The 25,596-nt window shown below is 58.5% G+C and carries 22 protein-coding genes; 13 read left to right on the top strand and 9 right to left on the bottom strand.

Annotation, left to right across the window (positions count from 1 at the left end; all coding sequences use genetic code 11):
- Positions 1–82 precede the first annotated feature (82 nt).
- Complete coding sequence (locus LC354_RS08465) at positions 83–2,518, bottom strand: ATP-dependent helicase (protein ID WP_223422886.1); 2,436 nt, start codon at positions 2,516–2,518, stop codon at positions 83–85.
- A 285-nt stretch (positions 2,519–2,803) separates the two neighbouring features.
- On the opposite strand from LC354_RS08465, the gene LC354_RS08460 reads away from it, so the two are divergent.
- The 5 genes from LC354_RS08460 (at position 2,804) to LC354_RS08440 (ending at position 7,321) form a co-directional block, all read left to right on the top strand.
- A complete protein-coding gene (locus tag LC354_RS08460; protein WP_223422884.1) occupies positions 2,804–3,943 on the top strand; it encodes an alpha-hydroxy acid oxidase in 1,140 nt (379 codons plus the stop codon).
- A gap of 203 nt (positions 3,944–4,146) precedes the next feature.
- Positions 4,147–4,311 carry a hypothetical protein gene (locus LC354_RS08455; protein ID WP_223422883.1) on the top strand — a complete coding sequence of 55 codons (165 nt, stop codon included), beginning with the start codon at positions 4,147–4,149 and terminating at the stop codon, positions 4,309–4,311.
- An 89-nt stretch (positions 4,312–4,400) separates the two neighbouring features.
- Entirely contained in the window at positions 4,401–5,006 is a 606-nt protein-coding gene (locus tag LC354_RS08450; protein ID WP_223422881.1) for a tetratricopeptide repeat protein, read from the top strand.
- 73 nt (positions 5,007–5,079) lie between these two features.
- The gene (locus LC354_RS08445; RefSeq protein WP_223422879.1) at positions 5,080–6,153 is read left to right on the top strand and encodes a flagellar motor switch protein FliG; all 1,074 of its coding nucleotides are present in this window, start codon (positions 5,080–5,082) and stop codon (positions 6,151–6,153) included.
- A gap of 268 nt (positions 6,154–6,421) precedes the next feature.
- Positions 6,422–7,321 carry a lysophospholipid acyltransferase family protein gene (locus LC354_RS08440; RefSeq protein WP_223422877.1) on the top strand — a complete coding sequence of 300 codons (900 nt, stop codon included), beginning with the start codon at positions 6,422–6,424 and terminating at the stop codon, positions 7,319–7,321.
- Here LC354_RS08440 and LC354_RS08435 read toward each other — a convergent pair.
- Positions 7,314–8,006 carry a DUF1223 domain-containing protein gene (locus LC354_RS08435; protein WP_223422876.1) on the bottom strand — a complete coding sequence of 231 codons (693 nt, stop codon included), beginning with the start codon at positions 8,004–8,006 and terminating at the stop codon, positions 7,314–7,316. The two genes, LC354_RS08440 and LC354_RS08435, sit on opposite strands and share 8 nt — an antisense overlap.
- A 239-nt stretch (positions 8,007–8,245) precedes the next feature.
- Here LC354_RS08435 and acnA point away from each other — a divergent pair, with 239 nt between their 5' ends.
- Positions 8,246–11,014 (top strand): aconitate hydratase AcnA, encoded by a 2,769-nt coding sequence (gene acnA, locus LC354_RS08430; RefSeq protein WP_223422874.1) that lies wholly within the window; start codon positions 8,246–8,248, stop codon positions 11,012–11,014.
- Positions 11,015–11,488: 474 nt separating this feature from the next.
- Here the strand turns inward: acnA and LC354_RS08425 are convergent, their stop codons facing one another.
- The gene (locus tag LC354_RS08425; protein WP_223422872.1) at positions 11,489–11,680 is read right to left on the bottom strand and encodes a hypothetical protein; all 192 of its coding nucleotides are present in this window, start codon (positions 11,678–11,680) and stop codon (positions 11,489–11,491) included.
- A 299-nt stretch (positions 11,681–11,979) separates the two neighbouring features.
- Positions 11,980–12,252, bottom strand: coding sequence for a DUF2312 domain-containing protein (locus LC354_RS08420; RefSeq protein WP_223422871.1), 273 nt, complete (start codon positions 12,250–12,252; stop codon positions 11,980–11,982).
- 633 nt (positions 12,253–12,885) lie between these two features.
- Between LC354_RS08420 and LC354_RS08415 the strand changes: the two genes are divergently transcribed.
- Positions 12,886–13,128 (top strand): hypothetical protein, encoded by a 243-nt coding sequence (locus LC354_RS08415; protein WP_223422869.1) that lies wholly within the window; start codon positions 12,886–12,888, stop codon positions 13,126–13,128.
- A 208-nt stretch (positions 13,129–13,336) separates the two neighbouring features.
- Positions 13,337–13,765 (top strand): TIGR01244 family sulfur transferase, encoded by a 429-nt coding sequence (locus LC354_RS08410; protein WP_223422950.1) that lies wholly within the window; start codon positions 13,337–13,339, stop codon positions 13,763–13,765.
- A 9-nt stretch (positions 13,766–13,774) separates the two neighbouring features.
- Here the strand turns inward: LC354_RS08410 and LC354_RS08405 are convergent, their stop codons facing one another.
- From LC354_RS08405 to LC354_RS08385, 5 genes are all read right to left on the bottom strand, one after another.
- The gene (locus tag LC354_RS08405; protein WP_223422867.1) at positions 13,775–15,004 is read right to left on the bottom strand and encodes a FliM/FliN family flagellar motor C-terminal domain-containing protein; all 1,230 of its coding nucleotides are present in this window, start codon (positions 15,002–15,004) and stop codon (positions 13,775–13,777) included.
- 93 nt (positions 15,005–15,097) lie between these two features.
- Entirely contained in the window at positions 15,098–17,779 is a 2,682-nt protein-coding gene (locus tag LC354_RS08400) for a sensor histidine kinase (RefSeq protein WP_223422866.1), read from the bottom strand.
- Entirely contained in the window at positions 17,779–18,087 is a 309-nt protein-coding gene (locus LC354_RS08395) for a hypothetical protein (protein WP_223422864.1), read from the bottom strand. Before LC354_RS08395 ends, LC354_RS08400 begins: the two co-directional genes overlap by 1 nt.
- Complete coding sequence (locus tag LC354_RS08390; protein ID WP_223422863.1) at positions 18,084–18,458, bottom strand: response regulator transcription factor; 375 nt, start codon at positions 18,456–18,458, stop codon at positions 18,084–18,086. Before LC354_RS08390 ends, LC354_RS08395 begins: the two co-directional genes overlap by 4 nt.
- An 89-nt stretch (positions 18,459–18,547) precedes the next feature.
- Positions 18,548–19,846, bottom strand: coding sequence for a helix-turn-helix domain-containing protein (locus LC354_RS08385; RefSeq protein ID WP_223422861.1), 1,299 nt, complete (start codon positions 19,844–19,846; stop codon positions 18,548–18,550).
- A gap of 232 nt (positions 19,847–20,078) precedes the next feature.
- Here LC354_RS08385 and LC354_RS08380 point away from each other — a divergent pair, with 232 nt between their 5' ends.
- The 5 genes from LC354_RS08380 (at position 20,079) to LC354_RS08360 (ending at position 25,329) form a co-directional block, all read left to right on the top strand.
- Positions 20,079–21,416 carry a substrate-binding protein gene (locus LC354_RS08380; protein ID WP_223422860.1) on the top strand — a complete coding sequence of 446 codons (1,338 nt, stop codon included), beginning with the start codon at positions 20,079–20,081 and terminating at the stop codon, positions 21,414–21,416.
- Positions 21,417–21,495: 79 nt separating this feature from the next.
- Positions 21,496–22,527, top strand: a complete 1,032-nt coding sequence (locus tag LC354_RS08375; protein ID WP_223422858.1) for a branched-chain amino acid ABC transporter permease — start codon at positions 21,496–21,498, stop codon at positions 22,525–22,527.
- A gap of 4 nt (positions 22,528–22,531) precedes the next feature.
- Complete coding sequence (locus tag LC354_RS08370) at positions 22,532–23,731, top strand: branched-chain amino acid ABC transporter permease (protein WP_223422856.1); 1,200 nt, start codon at positions 22,532–22,534, stop codon at positions 23,729–23,731.
- A gap of 11 nt (positions 23,732–23,742) precedes the next feature.
- Positions 23,743–24,507, top strand: a complete 765-nt coding sequence (locus LC354_RS08365; protein ID WP_223422855.1) for an ABC transporter ATP-binding protein — start codon at positions 23,743–23,745, stop codon at positions 24,505–24,507.
- Between the two features lie 66 nt (positions 24,508–24,573).
- A complete protein-coding gene (locus tag LC354_RS08360; protein WP_223422853.1) occupies positions 24,574–25,329 on the top strand; it encodes an ABC transporter ATP-binding protein in 756 nt (251 codons plus the stop codon).
- Positions 25,330–25,596 lie beyond the last annotated feature (267 nt).

Below are 25,596 nucleotides of genomic sequence, written 5' to 3'. Positions count from 1 at the left end.
AATCTGATCGACAGTGTGGTTGATCGCCTTTCTGTGAAAAGAAATCCTTGCCACCGATTGCGTTTGTCTGCGTGAACGCAAACTAAAACGGAATGTCATCACAGCCGGACACGAATCGCGCGACGACCTTCTTTGTCCCTGCCTTTTCAAACGCAATCTCCAGCTTGTCGCCCTCTATCTCCACAATCGCGCCGTAGCCGAACTTTTGGTGAAACACTCGTTCCCCCACGGTAAAGCTCGATACGGCCGTCAGGTCGATCACCGTATTCTTGCTTTCCTTGGGTTGGCTGATCGGCCGCTCGCCCGATCTGGCTTGCAGCCGTTTCCAGCCGGGCGAGTTGTACACGTTCGCATCCGCAGCCGCCTGATGCAGGTTCGACTGGACGCCCATGCTCGGTGACGCTGCCCCAAACCCGCCACCATACAGGCCCGGAGGAGTCAGCACATCAACATGCTCCTCGGGCAATTCATCAATGAAACGTGACGGCATCGAAGATTGCCACTGCCCAAAAACCCGGCGGTTGGCGGCAAAGGAAATCGTACACACTTCCTCCGCCCGCGTGATCCCGACATAGGCCAGACGACGCTCCTCCTCGAGGCCCTTCTGCCCGCTCTCATCCATGGAACGCTGCGACGGAAACAACCCGTCTTCCCAGCCCGGCAGAAAGACCATCGGAAATTCCAGACCTTTGGCGGCGTGCAAGGTCATGATCGACACTTTCGATCCGGCATCCTCAGACGCATTGTCCATGATCAGCGATACATGTTCCAGAAATCCCTGAAGGTTTTCAAAACCTTCCAGCGCCTTCACCAGTTCCTTGAGGTTCTCCAACCGTCCCGGCGCCTCGGGCGTCTTGTCGTTTTGCCAATGAGCGGTGTAGCCGCTTTCGTCCAGAATGATTTCCGCCAACTCGACATGAGACAGGCGCGGCGGCCCATACTCAAACCGGGGCGCAGGTCCGCCCTCATCCAGCACCGCATCATCATCCACGGTCATTTCAATCCGGGGGCCGCGCAGTTCCGAATTCCACCGGTCAATCCCCGCGACCAGCGCGCCAAGCTCTTTGCCGCCCTTGCCCTTGATCAACCCCTGCTCCACCGCCAGACGCGCTCCCTCGACCAGAGACACCTCATTGGCGCGCGCTGCGATTTGAATGGTCTGCTGCGCCTTGTCGCCCAGGCCACGCTTGGGCGTATTCATAATCCGCTCAAAGGCCAGATCGTCCTCGGGCGACACCACCACCCGGAAATAGGCCATGGCATCCCGGATCTCCATCCGCTCGTAAAACCGTGGCCCGCCAATTACGCGGTACGGCAGTCCAATGGTCAGAAACCGATCTTCAAAGGCGCGCATCTGGTGGCTGGCACGCACCAGAATCGCCATCTGATCCAGCGACACAGGGTCCATCCCACGGGTGCCACGCTGCGCCGCTTCGACCTCGTCGCCGATCCAGCGGGCCTCTTCCTCGCCGTCCCAATGGCCGATCAACCGGACCTTCTCGCCCTCGTCCTTGTCCGTCCAGAGCGTCTTGCCCAACCGCGCTTTGTTGCCCGCAATCACGCCAGACGCCGCGCCCAGAATATGCGGGGTGGAGCGATAGTTCTGCTCCAGTTTCACAACATGAGCGCCGGGAAAATCCGTCTCGAACTTCAGAATGTTGCCCACTTCCGCGCCACGCCAGCCATAGATCGACTGGTCATCATCGCCCACACAACAGATATTCTTGTGCCCCTGCGCCAACAGGCGCAGCCACAGGTACTGCGCGACGTTGGTATCCTGATACTCGTCCACCAGAATATAGGCGAACCAGCGTTGATACTGCCCCAGAACATCCGGATGCGTCTGGAAAATCGTGACCACATGCAACAACAAATCGCCAAAGTCGCAGGCATTCAGTTCCTTCAAACGTGCCTGATACTGCGCATAAAGCTCGACCCCCTTGTGGTTATACGCCCCGCCATCCGCCGCAGGCACCTTGTCCGGCGTCAGCGCCCGGTTTTTCCACCCGTCGATGATGGAGGACAACTGACGCGCAGGCCAACGCTTGTCGTCGATGTTGGCGGCCCGAATCAACTGCTTGAGCAGACGGATCTGATCGTCCGTATCCAGAATGGTAAAGTTCGACTTCAGCCCTGCCAGTTCCGCATGGCGACGCAGCAGCTTGACACAGATCGCATGAAAGGTCCCCAGCCAGGGCATGCCCTCGATGGATTGTCCCAACATGGCCCCGACGCGATTCTTCATTTCGCGGGCCGCCTTGTTGGTAAAGGTCACTGCCAGGATCTCGTTAGGCCGGGCGCGCCCGGTATTCAGCAAATGCACAATGCGCGCGGTCAACGCACGGGTTTTGCCCGTCCCGGCCCCCGCCAGCATCAGCACTGGGCCATCCATTTGCTCAACGGCGGCACGCTGGGCGGGGTTCAACCCCTCCAGATAAGGCTGCGGACGCGCGGCCATAGCCCGCGCCGACAACGAAGCGGCACCCTCAAAGGCGTCCATATCATCAAAACTGCTCATGTCCGCAATCTAGCGCGGACCAAACCAAAGGAAAAGCCATGTTCTTGAGATGTTCCAACCCCTTCATCTTGCCAGAAAAACTCCGGGGGACGCGCGGCACGCGCGGGGGGGGGCAGCGCCCCCTGCAACGGCTGCCGCTTCAAGGACACCACCTGCTGTCTGCCCCGTAAGGCGGAAGCCTCTTCCGCCATGGCCCCATCCACACAGCCGCGTCACGCGAGCCCCCTCACCAGCCTTTCAGACGCCTCCTTGCAGCGGTCGTGCGGTCGCGCCATAAGATGCGCCATGACATACGATGCGCGCTTCCCCGCTCTCTCCGACCTGAAGAACTGCGCTGAAAGGCGCATTCCCAAATTTGTCTGGGAATATCTCGACAGCGGTACTGGTAGCGAAGCCACCAAGGCGCGCAACCGCAGCGCGCTCGACAAGGTCGGGCTGATGCCGTCCATCCTGCACGGCGAGTTCACACCGGACCTGACGACATCCTTTCTGGGCGCGGATTTGCCGCTGCCCTTTGGCATCGCACCCGTGGGCATGTCCGGACTGATGTGGCCGGACGCCGAACGGTATCTGGCGCAATCCGCAAACCGACTGGGCATACCTTATACCTTGTCGACCGTAGCCACCGCAGCGCCCGAAGACATCCAAAATGTGCTGGGCGAAAACGGCTGGTTCCAGATGTACCCGCCCCGCGACGAAGGCATTCGGCGCGATATGCTGAAACGGGCCCGCGCGTCGGGCTTTACCACTCTCGTGCTGACGGTCGATGTTCCCGTCGCCTCCCGGCGCGAACGACAGACGCGGTCGGGGCTGACCAACCCGCCCCGCCTCACACCACGGCTCCTGGCGCAAGTGGCCCTGCGCCCCGCCTGGGCGCTCGGAATGGCCCATAGGGGCATGCCGCACATGCGGATGCTCGACGCCTATGCCAATGCCGCAACGAACAACCTGCCCGTGAACGCCCATGTGGGCTATTTGCTCCGCACATCACCCGACTGGGATTATGTGAAATGGTTGCGCGACGCCTGGCAGGGTCCATTCGTGGTCAAAGGCGTGCTGCGCGGCAAAGATGCGGAGCGTTTACAAGGATTGGGCGTCGACGCCGTCTGGGTCTCCAACCATGCAGGCCGACAATTCGATGCGGCCCCTGCAACGATCGACGTGTTGCCCGCGATCCGGCGCGCCACCACCCTGCCCATCATCTTCGACAGTGGCATCGAGGGCGGGCTCGATATTCTGCGCGCCCTGGCCTCGGGGGCCAATTTCGTCATGCTCGGCCGCGCCTGGCACTACGCACTGGCGGCCCTGGGTCCCGAAGGACCGGATCACCTTGCTCACATTCTCAAGTCGGACCTGATTGCGAATATGGGACAGCTCGGGGCGCGGTCCCTGCGCACGCTGCCCAAACCGTTCAAACTCGACTGAAACCGGCGTCTGCCGCCGCCCCGGTGCCCGCAGGCTCTGACACCGAAAGCAGCCGGGCCATGCGCGCTTATGCGATATACTGCCGGTTTCGCGCCCAATCCAACAGCAATCATGGCCGTTGCATCGCCTGCAGCACGAATTTATTTTGTCCACGCGGCAAGTTGCTCTACCTTACGTGAATTGCAACACAAAGGAGACGACTGATGACGACCAAGACTCTCGCCGTGGCGCTGGCTCTCACCCTCGCCCCCACGCTCAGCCTTGCGATGGGCTGCAACTATGGAAAGACCGAGCAACAGGCGATGTCCTGCGCTGCCGGATCGACCTATGATTCCGCGACAAATAGCTGTGTCATGACAACCGGCTGACGTTCACGGAATGTTGAAAACTTAGTGACCGGGCGCGGCGGATTATACGACTACAACTGAAACCGACGCGCCCAACTGGAGAATCTGTGATGTTTCGTACCCCCTCTGTCACTGCGGTGCTTGCTCTTGCCATCGCTTTTCCAACCGCAAGCTTTTCCGCTGGGGGCGAAGATGAGTCGAAGCCGCAAACAACCCAAACCACCAAGGATTGCTTTCAGGAACGCCAGTGGGATCCTGAAATCAAAAAATACGTGCGCTTCTCGGCCAAGGTGAACGGAGTATGGGATGCGAGCATCAGCAAATGCGTGCGCCCCGACAAGACATCCCATCTGGACAATGGCACCCTGTATGATGCCGTGCGCGAACTGGCCTACGCCGGACGTTACGACGAAGCGACGCAGGTGATGGACAACATGCCCGATCAGGCCTCCGATCAAGTGCTGACCTATCGGGGGTTCACAGCGCGCATGCTTGGGGATGTGGCACTGGCCAATGTGTATTACCAGCGGGCCATCGACACCAATCCCGACAACATTCTGGCCCGCTCCTACATGGGTCAAGGATTTGTGGCCTCCGGTGACAAGGTCGCAGCCATTGGGCAATTGCGCGAGATTCAGGAACGCGGCGGTGCCGGAACATGGGCAGAAACGTCCCTGCGCACTGCTATCGAAACGGGCCAGACCTACAGGTACTGATTTCTGCAACGGTTGAAGGATTATCAACCTTTGCCTGCGATGTAGGGTATAAATCCCCGTATCGAGGCAGCGCATGACTGAATTGGTTCCCATCCCTGCCGCCCCCGCAATCGTGCATCAGGGCGGCGGTCTTTCTCTCACCACGAACTCCCTGTCCCGTCGCGCCAAGGCTGCGATTGTGGTGCGGATGTTGCTCAATGACGGGGCTGACATCCCGCTTGAGGATTTGCCCGAAGAGTTGCAAGCGCATCTGACCAAGGCCATGGGGTCGATGCGCACCGTGGATCGCGATACGCTGCAGCATGTCGCTGCGGAGTTTGCCGACGAGGTGGACCGGATCGGGCTGTCCTTCCCCGGTGGCATGGCAGGCGCGCTCAGTGCGCTTGAGGGCCGCATCAGCCCTCAAACCGCGGCCCGCCTGCGCAAAGAGGCTGGTGTGCGCGAAGCAGGCGATCCTTGGAAACGCATTCGCGACATGGAGCCGGAGTTGCTGTTGCCGATCCTCCAGAACGAGAGCGTCGAGATCGCCGCCGTGATGCTGTCGAAACTTCCAGTGAGCAAGGCCGCGAACCTGCTGGGCAAACTGCCCGGCCCGCGCGCCCGCCAGATCACCTACGCGGTGTCAATGACCGGGGCCGTAACGCCCGATGCAGTCGACAGAATCGGCCTGTCCCTCGCCAGCCAGCTGGAGGACAGGCCAGTGCGCGCCTTTCATGACGGGCCGGTGGAACGGGTGGGCGCCATCCTTAATTCCTCCACTTCGCTCACCCGCGATGACATGCTCGCTGGGCTCGACGAGACGGATGAGGGCTTTGCCAATGCCGTCCGAAAGGCGATCTTCACCTTTGCGAACATCCCGGCCCGGATCGCCGCCCGCGATGTGCCACGCATCCTGCGCGCAGTGGACCCGGCGGCCCTGATCACGGCTCTGGCGGGTGCCGAAGCCGCAGGCTTGCAGGCCAGCGCCGACCATCTTCTTGAAAACATGTCCGCACGGATGGCAGACCAATTGCGCGAAGAAGTGGGCGAGGCAGGCACACCCAAGCCCGCTGAGACCGAGGCCGCCATGGCGGCGGTCGTGACCGCAATCCGACAGATGGAAAGTGACGGCGAACTGACGTTGATCTCCGCAGATGACGACAGCTGAGACTGGCACGTCCTGACAAGCGGGGTCTAGACCGCAGGAACTGAAGGACGAGGCTGTCCTAAGACCGTCTCAAGATCGAAGGCCGGGCAAGATCTGACAAATCCGACCTCGCCATGCTCCGGTTATCCGGCCCCATTGCCGCAACGCACACGACGGAGGTTTTTTCGCGGCGCTTGTGGTCACACATTCAGGGATTTATGTCTGTCACACAGCACAAGGGGCGCGCGAATAGGCGCGGTCCCGCCCCTTTGGACAGCAGAGCCGCCTGATGCGCAAAGCGCCCGACACAATACCCTGGGTCACCAAGGCCGCACATTTTGCGACCAATCTTGTGGCGCGCGGCGTGATCCTTGCTGCGCTGACCATGCCCTCCAAAATGCGCGGGCGGGTGATGGGCTGGATGATGGCGCATGTCATTGGCCCCCTTGCCGGATATCGCAAGCGTGCGCGCGCGCACGTGGCAATGATCCTGCCGCACCTGCCGTCAGCCGAGCAAAAGCGCATCGCGGATACCAGCCTGTACAATGCCGGGCGCACCGTGATCGAAAACTACGCGACCCGCGATCTGCTGGATCAGCAAAAAAACGCGGCGATCAGCGGCGCAGGATTTGCCGCCCTTTCGGAGGCGCGCGCCAAAGGCCGCCCTGCTCTGTTGGTCAGCGGGCATTTCGGCAACTACGAGGCCGTGCGCGCGGCCCTCATTGGCCGTGGATTTGACGTCGGCGGGCTCTACCGCGACATGTCGAACCCATATTTCAATGCCCATTACGTGCAGACACTACAGGCCTTGGGTGGCCCCGTCTTTGCGCAGGACCGCGCGGGCATGGCCGGATTCCTGCGTCATCTCAAATCCGGCGGTCAGCTTGTCCTGCTCTTTGATCAACACGTCGAAAACGCGCCGATCCTCGATTTTCTGGGCAAACCGGCGCATACATCAACTTCCGCCGCCGAACTGGCCTTGCGGTATGACGCTTCGCTGATCCCCTTTTACGGCATTCGGCAGCCCGATGGGCTGTCCTTCGCGTCCGTGCTCGAAGCGCCGATACCGCACAGCGACCCTGTGACAATGACGCAAGCGCTGAACGACAGCCTGAGAGCGCGTATTCTTGAAAATCCCGAACAGTGGTTTTGGGTGGCGCGGCGCTGGAGGGCGAACCGGATTACTTGATCTGGGCTGCGGCCAGAATAGGTCCGTGCGTTCCGTGTTGAATGAGAACGACCAACGGTTGGTCCCCCTCAACCTCCGTTTCCAGAGAAAGGGCCGTTGCGCCGTCCCACTCGGCCAGGGTTTCCCAATCCTCGGTCACGTTGGTATATGTCAGCACATGCCCTGCATTCTCTCCGCGGGTAATGTCCGACGTCCGCTCGGGCGTATAGCGCAACATCTGCACCGTCAGAGGACCAGGTGTCTGCCATGGCTCCGCCGAGATCGACACGGTCGAGCCTGATCGCTCCACCTCTAACGCAATCAGCGTCGGATTGGCCGCGTGTTCGGCGATGGCCTTGGACAAATCCATTGGCCGCGCTCCGACAATATCGGTGACGCCATTTATGATCATCTGAGGCGTGTAGATCGAACGGCGCCCTGCCTCTTGCGCATAGCCGCGCTGACGTTCCGTATTGGCGGGGACGGCAAACTCATCTTTCCAACCGATGTAGTCCCAGTAATCCACATGCAGCGCCAGCGCGATGACATCGTCCCGCTTGGCCAATTCGTGCATCAACGCATCGGCCGGCGGACAGGACGAACAGCCTTGCGACGTGAACAGTTCAACAACCACGGGCGATTGCGCTGCTGCCGACGTGCCGAACAGGGACAGGCCTGTCAGAATGAGGGGAATCAGTTTCTTCATGAAGATATGCACCGCAGCTTGGAGATCGGACAGCAACTATGGCACAGACCTAAAAGGCATGCGATCAAATGACCAATCAAGGTTTGTTGAGCATTTGTGTCACTGCCCTCGGCCTTTATTGTATGCAATAGTATACAAAATCGTCGCACCGGACCCGAAATTTGTTGATTGCAGGCGCTGGTTAAGGCATGACGCATCCAAATCTCTTGTCCCGCAGCGCATTCAGAAAGGGAGCATTCATGCCCATCACCGTTGGTCACGACACCGCCAAAACCCGCAAAACGCTGACAGTTGGCGATCAGTCGATCGCGTATTACTCCATCCCGGCCGCCACCGAAGCTGGCCTGGGCGACTTTTCCAAACTGCCCGCCGCCCTGAAAGTGGTGCTCGAAAACATGTTGCGTTTCGAGGACGGCAAGACCGTGTCGGTTGACGATATCAAGGCCTTTGCCGAATGGGGTGCCAATGGCGGCAAGAACCCACGCGAGATTGCCTACCGCCCGGCCCGCGTGCTGTTGCAGGATTTCACCGGCGTTCCCGCCGTGGTCGATCTGGCCGCAATGCGCGACGCGTTGGTCAGCCTGGGCGGCGACGCCGAACAGATCAACCCGCTGAACCCCGTTGATCTTGTCATTGACCACTCGGTCATGATCGACGAATTCGGCAACCCGCGCGCGTTCCAGATGAACGTGGATCGTGAATATGAGCGCAATATGGAGCGCTATACCTTCCTCAAATGGGGCCAGAGCGCCTTTAACAACTTCCGCGTCGTTCCCCCCGGAACCGGCATCTGCCACCAGGTCAACCTGGAATACCTCAGTCAGACCGTCTGGACCGATGCGGATCAGAACGGCGAGCAGGTCGCCTATCCCGATACGCTTGTCGGCACCGACAGCCACACCACCATGGTCAACGGCGCTGCCGTTCTGGGCTGGGGCGTCGGTGGGATCGAAGCCGAAGCCGCGATGCTCGGCCAACCAATCTCGATGCTGATCCCCGAAGTCATCGGCTTTGAGCTGACAGGCTCGATGATGGAAGGCACCACCGGCACCGACCTCGTCCTGAAGGTCGTTGAAATGCTGCGGGCCAAGGGCGTCGTTAGCAAATTCGTCGAATTCTATGGCGAGGGCCTGAACCGCCTGCCGCTGGCCGACCGTGCGACCATCGCCAACATGGCTCCCGAATACGGAGCCACCTGTGGCTTCTTCCCGATCGACAAGGAAACGCTCCGTTATCTGGAAAACACCGGCCGCGACAAGGACCGGATTGCACTGGTCGAAGCCTATGCCAAGGAAAATGGCATGTGGCGTGACGACAGCTATGCCCCGATCTACACCGACACGCTACATCTGGACATGGGCACGATCGTCCCCGCAATCTCTGGACCCAAACGCCCGCAGGACTATATCGCGCTGACCGAAGCCGCAGCCGCCTTTGGGGCCTATATCAAGGGCCAAAGACCGGGCATCTCCGCGCCTGCGGATGAGAAAAAGGAGTGGACCGGCGAAGGCGGCCAACCCGCCCCACACCACATTCCCGGCAATGTTGGACACCACAAATCGCATGCCGTCGAAGGCGAGGATTACAAACTGCATGATGGTTCAATCGTCATCGCATCGATCACGTCCTGCACCAATACCTCCAATCCTTATGTGATGATCGGCGCGGGGCTGGTCGCACGCAAGGCGCGCGAAAAGGGTCTGACCCGCAAACCATGGGTCAAGACATCGCTCGCACCAGGGTCTCAAGTCGTGTCCGCTTATCTCGAAGCTGCCGACCTGCAAGAGGATTTGGATGCCATCGGCTTCAATCTGGTGGGCTACGGCTGCACCACCTGCATCGGCAACTCCGGCCCGATCCAGAAAGAGTTGAGCGACGCGATTTCCGAGGGCGACCTGATCGCCACGTCCATCCTGTCAGGCAACCGCAACTTCGAGGGCCGGATATCGCCCGATGTGCGGGCCAACTACCTCGCCTCGCCCCCTCTTGTGGTGGCCTACAGCCTGGTGGGTGACATGAATATCGACATCACCACCGAACCACTGGGGCAAGACCAGGACGGCAACGACGTCTTTCTGAAAGACATCTGGCCCTCGACCCAGGAAATTGCTGAACTCGTCGAAGCGACGGTGACGCGCGAAGCGTTCCAGACCAAATACGCAGACGTCTTCAAAGGCGACGAGAAATGGCAGGGCGTCGACACCACGGACGCACTGACCTACGATTGGCCACCAACATCCACCTACGTGCAAAACCCGCCCTACTTTCAAGGGATGGGCGCGCAGCCGGGCAAGATCAGCAACATCGACGACGCCAAGGTGCTGGCAATGCTGGGAGATATGATCACCACCGACCACATCTCCCCCGCTGGATCCTTCAAGGAAAGCACGCCCGCCGGTCAGTATCTGATGGAGCGGCAGGTCGCCCCACGCGAGTTCAACTCCTACGGCTCGCGGCGTGGCAACCACGAGATCATGATGCGCGGCACCTTCGCCAACATTCGCATCAAGAACGAGATGCTGGACGGCGTCGAAGGCGGCTACACCAAAGGGCCAGACGGCGCACAAACGTCGATCTTCGATGCGGCCATGGCCTATCAGGAGGCCGGCACACCGCTGGTCATCTTCGGCGGCGAGCAATATGGCGCAGGCTCCAGCCGCGACTGGGCGGCCAAAGGCACGGCCCTGCTGGGTGTCAAAGCGGTCATCGCCGAAAGCTTTGAGCGAATCCACCGCTCCAACCTGGTGGGCATGGGCGTGATCCCGTTCGAATTCACCGGTGGCGACACCCGGAAATCGCTTGGCCTGACCGGCGAGGAAACGGTCTCGATCTCCGGTCTCGACACGATCCAGCCCCTGCAAGAGGTGCCCTGCACCATCACATTCGCCGACGGTTCGGCCAAAGAGATCATGCTGAAATGCCGGATCGATACGGCGATCGAGATCGAATATATCGAACACGGCGGCGTCCTGCATTACGTGCTGCGCAACCTCGCCGCAGCGGCCTGAGACACCACAAATGAAATCAAAAAGGGGCCATCTGGCTCCTTTTTGATACCTACCCAAAAGGTCAGCTTGGCGCCCATTCTTGCCTCACACCTTTTCCGGCGGCTTTGCCAAAGCCGTCTACGTTTTTGTGCAATGGGTTCGGCTTCTTATTAATGTGTTTGAAGGGGCTGAAAATATTAATGGCGACGACTGACGAAATGCGGACGCTGCTTCCTAAATATCTGTAGTCCTATCTAAAAAAAGAAGCTGCAGGCTGTGCGGCATACGTCCCGTCCAACGCTATATTGCACTCCTCCTGTGCAGCGCCGCTCAAGGGCCGCAACGCGATTGACGACTGAACCGTGCCCGGTTTACCAAGGAATTTCTGGTTCAATGATTGGGCTGCTTTCTCGTCTGCGTTCAAGCTCACATGAAAGGCCTGCCTCGCTGTTTTGGGCGTGACGTCGCCAATGACGCTGTGAATGTCGGGTGGTGTCATACCTTGTCGATCCGTTTCAGGGTGTCCAACGCGATCTGGCCGACGGACTTCCAAGGCCGGGGGACCTTTATGGACTGGGTTTTGAACAGGCCGATGATCATGCGGACATAGACGTCGATGGATAAATGCCGTGTGGGCCATCCGTGGCCAGCTTGAGACAGAGGTGAAGTCGTCGTCCATTGGGGCATTGGCCTGCCCCGCAATTTGGGGAGTTCAGGTGTAGTATTCGTTCCGGTTTCTTTCTGCTGATTGGCTTGCGGTCAAGGCGTGCTGAGTGCGCACAACCTTGTTAACGCCTCATGGCATTGCTTAGCATACGGTTGCGGAGATCTAGATCTTCGTTAACGACGACCCAGTTCGTCTTTCTCGCCACCGCCGCAGGCTTGATGCTGCTGCGCTATTTGGGGCTGCACAGCATCAATCCTGCTCTCACTATGAGGCAGCGCTATCTATAAGATCGGGAGATTGTAGGGACGTCTAATCCCTATCAGGTCATACCCAAAGCCTCTTTGTACATTTCCAGAACGGCCTCTTCCTCTGCGAGGTCGTCAGCGTCTCGCTTGCGCATCGCCAGCAATTTGACAAGAATCCGAACGTCGTAGCCGCGCGATTTAGCTTCGGCTTTGACTTCTTTTTCCTGCTCGGCGAGATCCTTTTTCTCGGCGGCCAGACGCTCCAGGCGTTCTACAAATTGCCGCAGTTCGTTTGCCGTTACCTTGTAGCTATCCGGTGTGGATTCTTGATCCAATACTTGATCCATTGTCAGTCCTTACGTTTCTAAGTTTTGTATTTCGGCAGTCAAGAAATCACGTTCGCAGAGACTTGGAAAGCCAGGCTATTCGCTGTCTGGGTATGATCTCGTGAGGAAAGTGCTGCTTTTCCTGTTTCCGTTTTGGCGATTCACTCACACCCGCGCACAGATTTAGACCCGGCGCCACGACATCTGCGATCGGGAGCATCAATCTCCGTGATTTCCACCTTCGTCTGAATTTTCAATCCCGTTGGACCCCTCGCCGGATTTCGGATTCACGCGGCTCCACTCGCTTTGGAAGACCGCCAGAGGATAAAATACCTCGTTTTTTTTTGCCTTAACCGTTTGACAAGCCGGGCCCGCCGCACCGCGAGTATTCAAAGCGCTCTTTGAGAAACACCTCATCGTGTTTGACCCAGCATCCCTTTTCTCTCCCAGCAAAGCGTTTCAATCCTTTGATGCCCGGATCGCCCCGTTTTTACGTCAAAACCGGCGTTCTTGGCACCAGCCACGATGACAGAGGCTTGGCTCTCCCAAGCATTGATGGGCGTTGGATAGCGGCCTCGCCGGTGCCCTGCAAGAGGGGATGGCTTGCGAATTCGCGCGCTTGCCCTGAACATCGGGTTCCGGTAAGGGCGTGCCATGGAAAGCACTGAAACATTTAGCTTGTTTGACGGCCTGATCTGGGGCGGCGCCGCGATTTCGGTCCTGGGGCTCGTGGGGCTTATGTGGTGCGTTGTGACGGTTTGGCGCGCGCGGCGCGCCAAGTTGGACGACACCGAAATGCGCGCGGTCATGCAGCGCGTTTTGCCACGCAACCTCGGAGCGCTGTTTTTGTCGGTTATCGGCTTGATGGTCGTTATTATCGGTATCTTTTTGAGCTGAACCTCATCAATGCGTCAAAGCCGTGTCTCGCTGTTTTGTTGTCGACGACCTGGAGCGAATGATCAAACCTATGCTCTGGGGTTCGGTCGTCAGCTTCGCTGATCTCGGATATCGAAATCCGGTCATCAAAGCCTCCGACGCCACGGATCACCAGACAACTGTGACGCGCGCTGGACAGTCCGCCAATCACGGCCTAACTCTTGATGCCATGGATATTCGCCAAATCACCCCGACTTACTTTGTGGCTCCGCAGATTGATGCGGCGGACATGAATGATATCGCAGCAGCAGGCATCACGACCGTGATCTGCAATCGCCCTGATGCCGAGGTCCCACCGAGTTTGCAGGCTGACGCCATCGAGGCCGCGGCCTTGGCTGCGGGCCTGGCTTTTGTGCGCCTGCCGCTGACACATCAAACCATGAACCCCGAGAACGTGGAATTGCATGCAAAGACGATCGAAAAGAGCGCAGGCCCGGTTTTGGCCTATTGCGCCTCCGGTACGCGGTCTACCATTGTCTGGGCGCTTGGTAAGGCTGGCAAGATGAACACAGATGACGTACTCGCGGCAGCGCGATCGGGCGGGTATGATCTGGACAACTTGCGTCCGACACTGGACGCTATTGCAAAGACTGTTTGACGATCAGTCCTAGCTCGCGATTGGCAATTTCGTTTCGGACAGGTCAGCAAGGTCAGGCATGTCTGCCAAATCCGGCAGATCTTCAAGGTCGGGAAAATCTTCCAGGGCTGGCAGGTCGACCTCAGGGGCATCGGCAATCGCAGGCACTTTGTGCTCAGAATCGTTTGCCCCGTCTGCATCGGACGGTTTTCCGAGGGTCGTCGTCTGTTGCGCTGCCCCTGCATCCTCCGATTTCTCATTGCTCTGCGAAACCCTGGCATCCGTATCTTGTGCGCGCCTTCGGTCACCGATCTCTTCCACCTTTGGCATGTCCACGCGATCTTCGTCGCTGGCGCGTCGCAGCGGTTGGGATGCGTGCAGTGGTTTTTGCTTGGGTTTGACGGCACGCAACCCATCCACGTGACCAACGACCCCCTGCCCCAGAACACGCCCGAATTTTTCGCATATCTGTACATTTGGAAAATGGCCCGGAGGGATATCCAGCACATCGCCCGGCTTGAGATCCCGGACCTTTGTCAGTGGCAGCTTCACCCGGCACAGGATCATGTTCAGTTCTGTTGTCAGGTCCATCACCACCTTACTCATTTCGGGTGGTTGCAGCTTATGCTCGCCGTGGTCGTCCGGCCCTTCCGGCACCGTCACTTCCAGGTGTTGGATCGGAAGAATTATCACCATTTCACCCTGCCGCGTACCGCGCGCTAAATCGATTGTGAGCCGCAAAATGGTATACTCGGGCGCTTCGAGCGCGATCCGCAACGCCCTACTATGCTCCGCCTTGGCACCGAAACGAAAGCCATCGACGAGGCGGGCGTCTTCCGCGCTGTCAACGATTTTGGGCACCCGTTCGAAAACGGCGTCGAGCAACGGCGCGCAAATGGCGGCGTCCGTGCGCGTCATCGGACGGGCCGCGCCGGTGTCCGGACGCACGGTGCCAATGGTTTGTTGTTGGATCATCCCACCGACAAGCACCGGGTCGAACTGCACAGCACCGACACGTGCCGTAGGTCCATCCAGCAAAAGGAGCAACGCATCATCGTCAATGACGCTTTCCAGTCCATCACCCGTAACTTTCTGGACAACCGATCCGATGACCGCCAAGGGCAGGTCCATCAGCGAATCCGCAACCTTGGTCAACGTCACACGCATGGCCTTTTGCAAGGTCATGGCACGCGCCTGATGATCCTCGCGCCCGGCGGCCGCAATGCGCCCCAGAACCGTATTTGACTTGGTTTCGCCCATATACTCTATCGGTCAAATCACCTGTAACTCCGGTTTAACAATTAGGCGCGAATGGTTACCAATCGCTTTATCACAGCGCGGATTTCTGCATCTTCACTGCGCAGCCATCGCAGCAGACCGCGGCAAATCGATAACAAACGCGTTCCCCTCAAGGTCCGGCGCATATCGGATATTGCCGCCCAAACGCGTCATGATTTCGCGACAAATCGCCAACCCGAGCCCGGCCCCGTCCCCTTCGGTGTCCTTGATGCGCGCAAATTTCTCGAAAATCAGCGCCCGTGATTGAACCGGAATGGGTATTCCATTGTCGGCAAACACGACCGATACATTCTCGCCATTCCGGTGCACTTCAATGGTCAGTATCGGCGTTTGCGCTGCGCAGTATTTCTGAGCGTTCGTGATCAGATTGATAAAGACCTGGTTCAATCGATCCAAATCCGTGGTCAGGATGATCGCCTCATCCAGATGTCTTCGTTTGATCGTCAAGGGTCGCATCGCCCCGGCCTGCGCCGTCACGATGGACTTGTCCAACACTTCGCTCAAACGCCCGCTTTCGACATTCAGATTGACCTGACCATTCTCGAGAACGCTCAAATCCAGCAAAGCGTCCAACAGCCGGGTCAAGCGGATCGTTTCCCCATGGATGATCGAAGCGTATTTGGTCTTTTCCACCTGCCCCAACCCTTCTGTGTCGCGCAGGATTTCCGTAAAGGACCGGATCGAGGTCATCGGCGTGCGCAATTCGTGGCTGATCTGGCTGAGAAACGCATCCTTTTGCACCGACAGGGCCGTCAGCTTGTCATTCGCCTCGCGCAATTGACCGGCGGTGCGGCTCAACTCGGCAGACTTGGCTTCCAACTGGTTGGAATATTCCAATATCTGCGCAGATTCGTCCGCGACGGCCATCAGGTCCTGCACCGAGACGGACGCCCCGCCCACCAACTGGCTGATCATTGCGTGCGCTGTTGCCGAACCGACCGATGCCGCCAGTTCACGTTCAAGGTGCTGCAAGAAAGCCTGCGTGGGTTCCGGCAGATGGCCTCGGACACCCTGCTTGCGCGCCTCGGCCCGAAACAGGTTCTGGGCTTCGGTCGGGCCAAGGATGCGCTGAGACATGATCATCAGGTCCTCGGACGTCGCAAAGGCCGCGTCCCAGCCACGGGTTTGAGTTGAATGATCAAATACATTCACGAACTGGGCACCCTGCAGACGCTCCAATGGACCGGGAAACGTCATCAATGACATGACGACAAAAGCGAAGGTATTCAGTGTCAGGGACCACACAACCGCGTGTACTGTCGCATCCAGACCTTCGATGCCAAAGAGCGCTTCGGGCCGCAACAGGCCCACACCCCAGGGGCCGACTTCAAACAGCTCCCGGCTGAGTACCACATCCGGGCCAAAGCTGGGCAAGAGCGAGCAGTAGACCCAGATCACGAACCCCACGATCAATCCGGACAGAGCCCCCGTGCGCGTGGCCCCCCGCCAAAAAATGCCTCCGAGCATGGCGGGCAGAAACTGGGCCACGCCGACAAAGGAAATCAAACCAATGGCCGCCAGCGCAGCCCCTCCACCCGAAAACCGGTAGTACAGATATCCAAAGCCGATGATCACCAGAATGGACGTACGACGGGCAAAGATCACCACGTTGCGCACATCACCCGACACCGACGCGCCGTTGCCCTGCGCGTTCAGCCACACCGGCATCACCACATGGTTCGACACCATCGTAGCCAGCGCCAGCGTCGCCACGATCACCATCGACGTCGCCGACGAAAACCCACCCAGAAAGCTGAGCGTCGCCAGACCGATCCGCCCTTCAGCCAGCGGGACGGTCAGCACGAACAGGTCCGGGTTGGAGCCTGCGGGCATCAGATCAAGGCCAACGACTGCGATAGGCACGACAAACAGGCTCATCAGCAACAGGTACAGAGGAAAGGCCCAGCTTGCGATTTGCAGATGGCGTTCATCCTGATTTTCGACGACCAGCACCTGAAACATGCGCGGCAGGCATAAAAACGCGGCCGCCGACAAAGCCGTCAGCGCGACCCAACGGCTGCGATCAACGTTCCACTCGCCGATGGGCGAGGTATTGATGCGCTCCATCATCGGGCCGATCCCGCCTGCGATCCCCCAAACGACAAAGATGCCGACAGCCATCAGCGCCACAAGTTTCACGACCGCTTCGACCGCAATCGCGATGACCACCCCGTCGTGACGTTCATTGGCGTTCAGGTTGCGCGTGCCGAACAGGACGGTGAAGACGGCCAATCCCACTGCGATCCAGAACGCCCCCCCCGGTTGGCTGAAGCCACCGGCATCATCCGGGCCTGCAAATATCGACAATGACAACGTGACCGACTGCAATTGAAGCGCGATGTAGGGGGTCACCCCTATCACGGACATGATCGTCACCACGATCGCGAGCGTATTGGATTTTCCGTAGCGGGCGGAAATGAGGTCGGCGACGGACGTGGCCCGTTGGGCACGCCCGATGCGCACAAGCTTGCGCAAGACCCACCACCATCCGATCATCACCAGGCTCGGACCCAGATAGATGGTCACAAACTCCATCCCGGATCGGGCCGCATAGCCGACGGCGCCGTAAAACGTCCATGCCGTACAATAGATTGACAGCGACAAGGTGTAGACAAGCGGCGATCCGAGCCAGCCGCGTCGGCCTGATGCGGCCGCCCGCTCTGCAAAAAAGGCGACCGCAAAGAGAAACACAACATAGGCGATACTGACGCCGATCAGCTGGTTGACGGAGGCCATCAGCGCGCTTCGCCCCCGCTCGCCTCTTCCACTTCTGCCGCTTCTTGCTCCAGCGTGGCGCGCAATATCCGGCGCAACCCGAAAGACATCGCAATCAAAAGCACCCAAACGCCAAAGACGTAGATGACGGCAGAGGACATTTTCACCGGTTCAGCGATGCCATGCTCGGCCGGGCCGGTGGGCCAGAACAGCGGAAACATCCACAAAAACACGCCCAGCACCGGCAGCACCCGCAGCGCATCCATCATCCGGCGTTGCCGATACCCGCTCCGCTCCAGAAAAATGGCAGGCTTGGAGGGCGGTTTCATCGCGCCAATTGCACCAGATCGCGCACAGCGGTCACCACTTCGGTGTTGGAAAACGGTTTTGTCATGAAACGGCTGACACCCGCTTTCTCGGCCTGTTCACGGTCGCGCAACTGGCCGCGCGCCGTCAGCATCAAAACCGGCAAATTGACGAAATCAGGATCGTTACGCAGTTCCAATAAGATATCGAGACCATTTTTACCTGGCAGCATGTAATCCAGAACCACCAGCGTCGGACGCAGTTTACGAATGATCTCGACCGCCGTCGCACCGTCGGAATGGGTATCAACCCGCCACCCCTCACGGCTCAGCAAAAATCGAATGGCTTCGATGATATTCATCTCATCTTCCACCAGCAGAACATGTTTATCCATGCTCGCGTCTCCTCCCCTGATGCGCAGGACCTGCGGCCCGATTGTGCGCATGACCGACTATGTGCAGTTTTGCACGGCCTGTCAAAACGTCAGAACCCTGCGCTCAGAATAGAAGGCTCGCGGCGGCCCGGGCACCCGCGACGCGGGCAAATACGGCACGACGCCCCCATTTCCTGAGGTGCAGCGTCGCTGTCCTGGTCCGGGCCGGGAACAGGTACGATCAGCATCGTCGCCTCGATCAGCGGCGGCACATTGATGACCATGGGTCCGACGGACTCGGCGGCAGCATAGCAATCAAAGACGGCATCGGCGCGACCGGGCACCTGTATCCGCTGCGACAAGACGTGGCCCGGTTGCCCCAATACCTGAAACAAGGGCCACAAAGGGCAAGCCGCGCCATAGCGCGGGATCGCAAACCCCGGAACGCCCTTGCGGAACAATAACGCGCCCGACCGATCCGAAACCACAAGGCCAAGCCCCAATTTCGGCAATGAAGCCATCCGGCGCATGATGCACGGCACCGAAACCCGGAAATGTTCGGCCAGCGCAACAGGATCGGCGCCCACCGTCTCAAGAGCCCTCTCAAGCTTCGGCATCGCCACGCGCTCACTGTCTTGGACAATGCGCTTCAAGACATCTTCGGCGACTTGCCGGGCGGAGACGGATGTCAATTCCGGTGCATCCTTTATGGCGTCGGCGGGTTGCACCGCACCGGCTTCCAGGTCCTCAAAACTGTAGTTGCGCGCCGCCAGAAACTCTTCGACCTCTTCTTGCGGTGTGCTGGACGTGACTGCTTCACCGGTTTCTGCATCCAGAAACCCGACGAGAGCCTTTGAGCTGGCGGCCAGACGGCGGCTGTCGGCATCGATATTGGCATGAAACCGGTCGCGCCATTCTGGGTCCAGATCCTTGTCTTCCGCGAGGATCGACGCTGTCGAGCGGATCGCAGCCGCTGTGGAAAGCACTTCGTGCACGGACGCGGCCAGTTCGGGATCATGGGTCAGGCGATCGTTCAGCGTTTCAATCATCCGCTCCAGGACAGCGATCCTGCGGTGGGATTTGGACAACGCATCCGCCCAGGCGGGAAACCGGCCTGCAAACTCTTCCGCACGTTCCATTTCGGCGTCGGGCATCCGCGCCCCTTGGGCAGCATCCCGCAAAGCCGCGATCAAGGCAGCTTCGGCGCCTTCGGTCAGCGCCGAAATTTCGACCCCCAATACCCCCGCTATATCGAGAAGTAGCTTGCCGCCGATTCTGCGACGGTTGTGCTCGATCAAGTTGAGGTAGGACGCTGATATTCCGATCTGGCGCGCCAGATCCGCCTGCTTCACGCCCAGAATGATACGACGTTCGCGGATGCGGCTGCCGGTTAGTGCTTCTCTGGTCATGCTGCTGCCGTCCCCCTATCTCAGGTTTTTCAACGCGTTTCTGCGCTGCGACATAATAAAATTTACAGATGCTCCCTGCGCGGTGTTGATATGTTTACAAAATAGTTGTGAAAAACAAGGGGTTTATTGCGCAATTTTCCGAAAGAGGGCCTTATGACATTTGCACTAATAGGTGCCGCGCCGCCGTGGAAGAGGAGCCTGGCTGCGCATTTCAACAAATGGGAGGATATTTATGTCCAAATTGAACCTGACACGCCGTGGCGTGCTGCAAACCGGCGTCGTTGCCGGTGCCGGCCTCACGCTTCCGACGTATCTGCGCGCCGAAAGCCATGCAGGCTTCACCAACGCACCAACGGGCGACACTGTCACATTGGGCTTCAACGTTCCGCAATCCGGTCCTTACGCGGATGAGGGTGCGGACGAGTTGCGCGCTTACGAGTTGGCGGTCGAGCACCTGAACGGTGGCGGCGATGGCGGCCTGCTGAACACATTCTCGTCCAAGGCCCTGCAAGGCAACGGAATCCTGGGAAAGAAGGTCGAATACGTCACAGGCGACACGCAGACGAAATCGGACGCCGCCCGCGCTTCAGCCCGGTCGATGATCGAAAAAGACGGCGCTGTCATGATCACCGGCGGCTCGTCGTCAGGTGTGGCCGTGGCCGTTCAGGCGTTGTGCCAAGAAGCCGGTGTCATCTTTATGGCCGGTCTGACCCACTCCAACGACACAACGGGAAAAGACAAGAAAGCCAATGGCTTCCGTCACTTCTTTAACTCGTATATGTCCGGCGCGGCGCTGGCGCCGATCCTTGCTGCCAACTATGGCAACGATCGCAAAGCCTATCACCTGACCGCCGACTACAACTGGGGTTACACCACAGAAGAGGCCGTTCGCACGTCGACCGAAGCTCTGGGCTGGGAAACCGTAGCCACGGTTCTGACACCGCTGACGCAGACAGATTTCTCGTCCTACATTACGCCGATCTTGCAATCGGATGCGGACGTGCTGGTGTTGAACCACTACGGCGGCAACATGGTGAACTCGTTGACAAACGCGGTTCAGTTCGGCCTGCGTGACCGGATGGTGAACGGCAAGCAGTTCGAGATCGTTGTTCCGCTCTACTCCCGCCTGATGGCGAAGGGTGCGGGTGCCAACGTCAAAGGCATCTTTGGTTCGACAAACTGGCACTGGTCGCTGCAGGACGAAGGCTCCAAGGCATTCGTCAAATCCTTCGGCACCAAATACGGCTTCCCCCCCAGCCAGGCGGCGCACACCTGCTACGTTCAGGCCCTGCTCTATGCAGATGCGGTGGAACGTGGCGGTTCTTTCAACCCATGTGCGGTTGGCGAAGCCCTGAAAGACTTCGAATTCGACGGCATGGGCAATGGCCCGACGCTGTATCGTGGCGAAGATCACCAGTGCTTCAAGGACGTGCTGGTCGTGAAGGGGAAAGAAAACCCGACGTCGGAATTCGACCTTCTTGAGATCGTGGAAATCACACCTGTGAGCCAGGTGACCTATGACGCCTCCATCTTTGGTGGCGAACTGGGCGCGTGTAACCCAGGCGCGTAAGCCAACGATCCGGGGCGGGCCAACGGGCCCGCCCCACCCCATCCTTCGCGGATAAATCTCCAAACCAAAGGTCAGACCGATGGAAGCAATCATCCTTCAAGTCCTGAACGGACTCGACAAGGGATCAGCCTATGCGCTGATCGCGTTGGGACTCACGCTCATTTTTGGCACGCTCGGCGTCGTTAACTTTGCCCATGGCGCACTGTTCATGATCGGCGCGTTTTGTGCCGTAACGCTCAGCCGGATCATATCGATCAGCCATGAGGTTGTGGACAACACGCAAACCGACTTTCTGGGCAACCCGCTGAAGGTAGATGTACCTTATGTCTATGACTGGTTTGGTCAGGCAACGGGCGACGCACTCATCGACTGGGCCGTACCTCTGTCGATCCTCTTTGCGATCCCGGTCATGGTCGGCATCGGCGTCGCGATGGAACGGGGGCTGATCAAGCATTTTTACAAACGTCCGCACGCGGACCAGATCCTCGTGACCTTTGGCCTTGCCATCGTTCTACAAGAGATCATCAAGTATTTTTATGGTGCCAACCCGATCCCAACACCGGCGCCCGACGCATTTCGCGGCTCCTTCGACTTTGGTGCCGCCTTCGGGTTTGATCCGAATGTCATCATCTATCCCTACTGGCGCCTCGTATATTTCGGCTTTGCAGCGATCATCATCGGCGCTGTCTTTGCCTTTCTGCAATTCACGACCTTCGGGATGGTGGTGCGTGCCGGTATGGCAGACCGTGAAACGGTTCAATTGTTGGGCATCAACATCGACCGCCGCTTTACCCTGATGTTCGGGATTGCCGCCGCGGTCGCGGGACTGGCCGGGGTGATGTACACGCCGATCAACTCCCCGAATTACCACATGGGAATGGATTTCCTTGTCCTGAGCTTCGTCGTGGTGGTTGTCGGCGGCATGGGCTCCCTGCCCGGCGCGGTGCTGGCAGGCTTCCTGCTGGGTATTCTGGAAAGCTTTGCCTCTATGCGCGAAGTTCTGAACATCCTGCCCGGATTGAACCAGATCATCATCTACCTCGTTGCAATTATCATTTTGTTGACACGTCCGCGTGGCCTTATGGGTCGCAAGGGCGTGATGGAGGACTAAGCACATGTTCGGACTTGAGAAAAAAGACGCGCGTCTGCTGATCCTGGTTGCAGTGCTCGTCGCATTTGCGCCCTTTATCCTGAACCCCTTCCCCGAAGGATCGGGCCTCGCACAGTTCAACGCGGGCTATCCCGACCTGATGCAGCGATTCGTGATTTTCGGTATCTTCGCGATCGGGTTCAACATCCTGTTTGGCCTGACGGGGTACCTCTCCTTTGGCCATGCGGCCTTCCTGGGGGTCGGAAGCTATGCCGCGATGTGGATGATGAAACTGCTGACGATGAACGTGATCCCCGGCATTGTCGTGTCGGTGATCGTTGCAGGTGTTTTCAGCCTCGCCGTAGGCTGGATTTCGCTACGCCGCTCGGGCATCTACTTTTCGATCCTGACGCTGGCCTTTGCCCAGATGTCTTATTCACTGGCCTATTCTGTGCTGACTCCGTTGACCGGCGGCGAAACGGGCTTGCAGCCGAAAATCACAGACCCGCGCATTCTTGATGCGGCTCTGGCGCCGGGCGCCACGCCCAAGGCCAACCTGTTCGGGCTGGAAATGGGATCAAGCGTTGAACTGGGCATGGGGTCCTGGCTGTTCACCTTCAACGCGGGGTACTATGTGGCAGCGATTGTGATGCTTGTGGCCTTCTACATGTCGATCCGTATATTCCGCTCTCCTTTCGGGATGATGTTGCGGGCTGTGAAGTCGAACCAGCAGCGGCTGAACTATACCGGGTTGAACACCAAGCCCTACACACTGGCGGCCTTTGTCATTTCCGGCATGTATGCCGGTTTGGCGGGCGGTCTGATGGTTGCGATGGACACACAGGTTGGCGCGGAACGGATGTTCTGGACGGCGTCTGGCGAGGTGGTCCTGATGACAATCCTCGGCGGCGTTGGGACCCTGATTGGTCCGGTGCTGGGGGCTGGTGCGATCAAGTACATGGAAAACATCCTGTCAAAGATCAACTCGGACATCCTCCACACCTGGTTTGCCTTTCTGCCCGACGGGCTTGAGGATTTCGTTGTCACGCTGATCTATCCGTTCATCGGCAAAGGCTGGCACCTGACGCTTGGCTTGATCTTCATGGCGGTCGTGATCTTCCTGCCGGGTGGTCTGGTCGAAGGTGGGCAAAAGATTGCGAAACTGTTCAAGCGCAAGTCACCGGTTGACGACTCGCCTGACGGCAAAACCACACCTGCGGAATAAGGAGACGACTGATGGGAATTCTCGAAGTCAAGAACGTGGGCAAACGGTTCGGCGGCCTTCAGGCGCTCGGTGACGTGAACCTCAGCATTGCGGAAAACTCGGTGCATGCGATCATCGGACCAAATGGGGCCGGCAAGTCGACCTTGCTGAACTGCCTTGTCGGCAAGCTGATACCGGATACGGGCTCCGTGATGTTCGATGGGCAATCGGTTCTGGGGCGCAAACCCTACGAGATCAACCAGATGGGCATTTCGCGTGTGTTTCAGACTCCTGAGATCTTTGGCGATCTAAGCGTCATGGAAAACATGATGATCCCCTGCTTTGCAAAACGAGACGGATCGTTCAAACCCAATGTGTTCATCAACATGCTGAAGGATCGCGAAATTGTTGAGCGCGCCGAGCACATGTTGGAAGAGATGAACATGTCGGACAAGCGGCACATGCACGCAGCCTCCATGTCGCGCGGTGATAAGCGGCGCCTCGAGATCGGAATGTGTTTGTCTCAGGAACCGCGCTTGCTGCTGCTGGACGAACCCACGGCCGGAATGGCGCGGGCGGATACCAACAACACGATCGACCTGCTCAAGCAAATCAAGGAAGAGCGGAACATCACGATTGCGATCATCGAGCACGATATGCACGTGGTATTCTCACTGGCGGAACGGATCACTGTCCTGGCACAGGGCACACCGCTGGTCGAAGATACGCCGGACAATATCAAAGGTCACCCCAAAGTGCGTGAAGCATATTTGGGTGAAACCCAGGAAGCCGCATAATGCAACGTCGCCTGAGAAAATTCGTACGAATTTTCTTGGCGCTACGACTCAGAACGGAGCACTGACATGAACGTCAAACCCGATTTCTCCAAGGGCATCAGCCATGCCCAGACCGCCCCTGCCTTCCTCAGCATATGGGACATGCATGCCTATTACGGTGAAAGCTACATCGTCCAAGGGATCAGCTTCAACGTCCATGAGGGTGAAATTCTGGCGCTTCTTGGCCGCAACGGAGCGGGCAAAACCACGACACTCCGATCCATTGCCCGCATGGATGACCCCGAGTTGCGTCATGGCGAGATCTGGCTCGACCACCAGCCCTTGCACAAAATGAAAAGCCATGAAGCGTCACAGTTGGGTCTTGGCCTTGTCCCTGAAGATCGCAGGATCATCCCGGGCCTGACCGTCGAGGAAAACCTCAAGCTGGCACAAATCGCTCCCCCTATCGGCTGGTCGATCGAGCGGCTTTACAATCTCTTTCCGCGCCTTGGCGAGCGGCGTTTGCAAGAAGGTGTCACACTTTCGGGCGGGGAACAGCAAATGCTGGCCATCGCCCGGGCGCTTGCACGTGACATCAAAGTGCTGTTGCTGGACGAACCGTATGAAGGTCTGGCGCCAGTCATCGTCGATGAAATCGAAAAGACGCTGCGCGTGATCAAGGAACAAGGCATCACAACGGTCATAGTTGAGCAGAACGCCATACGCGCTTTGCAACTGGCCGACCGTGCCGTGATTCTGGATACAGGCGGTATCGTTTTCGACGGATCCGCAGCGGAAGTTCTCGAAAACGAAGAATTGCGGTCCGAATATCTGGCGATCTGAGGCAGGCCGTGCTTTGGTTTTGATAAGGTTGAACGGAACACGCGGAGCCATTGGCTCCGCTTTCTGTTGCGCCAAAGCCAGAACACCAGATTATCGGAGCAAATCCGATCTGGCTTCTGAGCCCGATCTCTCTAACCTCAATGTCTTTGAGGATCCTGTGGTGCAGCATCGCTCTTCGTTCAGCAATGCCAGTGAAGGACCACCGGCTGACGCCGGAGGCATCATTTGTCGGAATGTAATTCCAGGTACTGCTTGATGACATCGTCT

Origin of the sequence: Tateyamaria pelophila (assembly GCF_019966495.1) — a bacterium.
Lineage (GTDB): Bacteria > Pseudomonadota > Alphaproteobacteria > Rhodobacterales > Rhodobacteraceae > Tateyamaria > Tateyamaria pelophila.
Note: the sequence above shows the minus strand (reverse complement) of the source record. Positions and strands in the feature narration are given on the sequence as shown.